The following is a 3,099-nucleotide window of genomic DNA, read 5'->3' as shown; positions in this document are numbered from 1 at the left end:
GGTGGGCGGGTCTACTTCCTCAGCGACCACGATGGCACCGGCAACCTCTACTCCTGCCTCCCGGACGGCTCGGACCTCACCCGGCACACCGCCCATCGCGGCCTCTACGCCCGTGGCCTCACCGGTGACGGGCGACGGTTGGTCTACCACCGCGGGGCACGCCTGCGCCTCTTCGACCCGGCCACGGGCGAGGACCGCCCCATCGATGTGGAGCTGCTCCCCTCCGGCGTGCAGCACGAGCGTCGTATCCTCACCGCCACCGCCACCGGCCACCTGGACGGCGCCCGGCTCTCACCGCAGGGCGATCGACTCGCCCTCGCCGCCCGGGGCAAGGCGTTCACCCTTGCTCCCTGGCACGGACCGGTCCGCCGGCACGGCGCGGCCGACGGTGTCCGCTACAGGCTGCCGCGCTGGCTCGCCGACGGCCGTCGGCTGGTCGCCGTCGCCGGTGACGAGCGGCCCGACGAGCGGCTGGCCCTGCTACCCGCGGCGGGCGGCGCCGAACTGGCCCGGGTGTCGCTGGAGGAGTTCGGTTACGTCACCGCCATCGAAGCGGCCCCGGCCGGCGGACGGGTGGCCTTCGCCACCAACCGCCAGCAACTGTGGACCGTGGACACCGACGCGCCCGAGCCGTCCCCGCGACTGCTGGACTCCAGCCCGCACGGCCGGATCGACGATCTCGCCTGGTCGCCGGACGGCCGCTGGCTCGCCTACACATTCCCGGAGACGCTGCGCACCACCGCCGTCCGGGTCGCCGAGATCGCCACCGGGAAGGTCCACCGGATCACCGAGCCGGTGCTCCGCGACTCCCTGCCGGTCTTCGACCCGCTCGGCCGTTACCTCTACTTCGTCGGGCAGCGGGACCTGGCACCCGAGCACGACCAGGTCCAGTTCGACATCGGCTTCCCGTTCGGTGCCCGTCCCTACGCGGTGCTGCTCACCGCCGACGCCCCCGTACCCTTCACCGGCGTTCCGGTACCGCCGCGCGAAGAAGCGGACCCGGACGCCGGAGTACGGATCGACATCGATGGCATCGAGCGCCGGGTGGTCCCGCTGCCGATGCCGCAGGGCCGGTACGCCGCGCTCGCCGCCCTCCCCGGTGCGGTGCTGCTGCTCGGAGTGCCGCTGCTGCCGCCCCACCCCGACACCCCGGCGAGCGAGCCGGAGGGCCGCGTCACCCTGGTCGACCTCGCCACCGGCGAGGTCGTGGAGGACTACCTCCACCCGGTCGACGAGATCGACACCGACTCCACCGGCACCACCCTGCTCTACCGCCACAACCACCGGCTGCGGGTGGTCCCCGCCGGGGCGCCCCGGGCAGACCTGGAGGACTTCGACAACCACCTCGCGCCGCCGGGTCGGGAGACCGGCTGGGTCGACCTCGACCGGGTGATCGTCCCGTTCCGCCCGGCCGCCGAGTGGCGGCAGATGTTCCGCGAGGCCTGGCGTCTGCAGCGGGAGAGCTTCTGGAACGCCGACATGGACGGGATGGACTGGCACGCAGTCTACGACCGTTACCGCCCGCTGCTCGACCGGGTCGCCACCCGCGCCGAACTCTCCGATCTGCTCTGGGAACTGCACGGCGAACTCGCCACGTCCCACGCCTACGAGCGCGGTGGTGACTACGGCAGCCCCTCCGGTGGCGACCAGGGCTTCCTCGGTGTCGACTGGGACCCCACGCGGGGTCGCTCCGGCCGCTGGTGGGTCGCCCGGGTGCTGTGCGGAGCGCCCTGGGACCCCACCGCGGGCTCGCCCTGTGACCGACCCGGCGCGGACATCCGACCCGGTGACGAGATCGCCGCGATCGACGGTCGTCCGGTCGGCCCGCTCGGGCCCGGTGAACTCCTCGCCGGACTCGCCGGCCGAGAGGTCGAGCTGACGATCCGCCGGCCGGGCGTGCCACTGCGTCGGGTGGTGGTCCGCGCCTCCCGGAGCGAGGACCGCGCGCGGTACCTGGATTGGGTCGCCGCCAATCAGCGGTTCGTCGAGGAGGCGTCCGGCGGCCGGCTCGCCTATCTGCACGTGCCGGACATGTACCGTGCCGGATACGCCGACTTCATCCGGCAGTTCCTCGCCGGATTGGACCGCGAGGGCCTGGTCGTCGACATCCGCTACAACGGGGGCGGACAGGTTTCCCCGATGGTGCTGGACCGGCTCTCCCGGCGGCGCGTGGGGGCAGAGCACAGTCGGTGGAGCGGCCGGGTGCCGTACCCGTTGGAGGCGCCCCGCGGTCCCATGGTGGCGCTGCTCAACGAGCAGACCGGCTCGGACGGCGAGATCTTCTGCCACACCTTCCGGGAACTGGGGCTCGGCTTGCTGGTCGGTACCCGGACCTGGGGCGGCACCGTCGCCACCTGGCCCCGGCACGAACTGGTCGACGACACCGTCACCACCCAGCCGGAGTTCTGCTACCACCTCAGCGGGGTGGGACCAGGGCTGGAGAACCACGGCGTGGAGCCGGACATCGTGGTCGAGGTCGCCCCCTCCGGCCCGGTCGCCGGGCCCGACCCGCAGCTCGCCGAGGCGGTGCGGCGGCTGCTCGTCGACCTCGGCGGACACACCGAGCCGGAGGTTCCGGCGGTGGGCACGGCCCCGGCCACCGTCCCGGTCCCGGCCGAGCCGATGCCGCTGCCCGGCGGTGACACGCCCGCAGCGGGGCCGGCCGGCGAGGAGTACCGGCTCGGCCGCGCCGCCCGGCGGGAGGAGCCGTGACGACCGTGCCGATCGCCGTGGCCCCGACGGGCACGGAGGCCCGGCCGGCGCACTGCCCGCCGCCCGGACCGGGGGTTTGCGACCTCTGGCTGGTACCGGTGCGCCGTCGAGAGGAGTGGGACGCACTGCTCGGCGAGGCGGAGCGGCGGCGGCTCGCCGATCTCCCGGACGGTCCGGTGCGGGATGTCTTCCGCACCTCCCGTGGCGCCCAGCGACTGATCCTCGCCCGGTACCTGGGGACCGCGCCGGGGGCCGTGGAACCGGCCCGGGAATGTGGGCACTGCGCCGACCCCCGGCACGGCCGGCCCCATCTGCCGGGCGGGTCGGTCGATTTCTCCGTCTCCCACACCGACCGCTGGCTGCTGCTGGCGGTGGTGGGGGTCGGGC

The 3,099-nt window shown here is 74.2% G+C and carries 2 protein-coding genes; both read left to right on the top strand.

Annotated elements, in window-relative coordinates; genetic code table 11:
- Positions 1-2,712: S41 family peptidase (locus tag FNQ90_RS17630; protein ID WP_182607266.1), on the top strand; the 2,712-nt coding region annotated here is incomplete at its 5' end.
- The coding region (locus FNQ90_RS17625; RefSeq protein WP_407699386.1) for a 4'-phosphopantetheinyl transferase family protein at positions 2,709-3,099 on the top strand (391 nt) is incomplete at its 3' end. The genes FNQ90_RS17630 and FNQ90_RS17625, both read left to right, overlap by 4 nt.

Origin of the sequence: Streptomyces alkaliphilus, assembly GCF_014141535.1 — a bacterium.
In the GTDB taxonomy this organism is placed as follows: Bacteria; Actinomycetota; Actinomycetes; order Streptomycetales; family Streptomycetaceae; genus Streptomyces; species Streptomyces alkaliphilus.
This window is presented reverse-complemented; position numbering and strand designations above follow the sequence as displayed.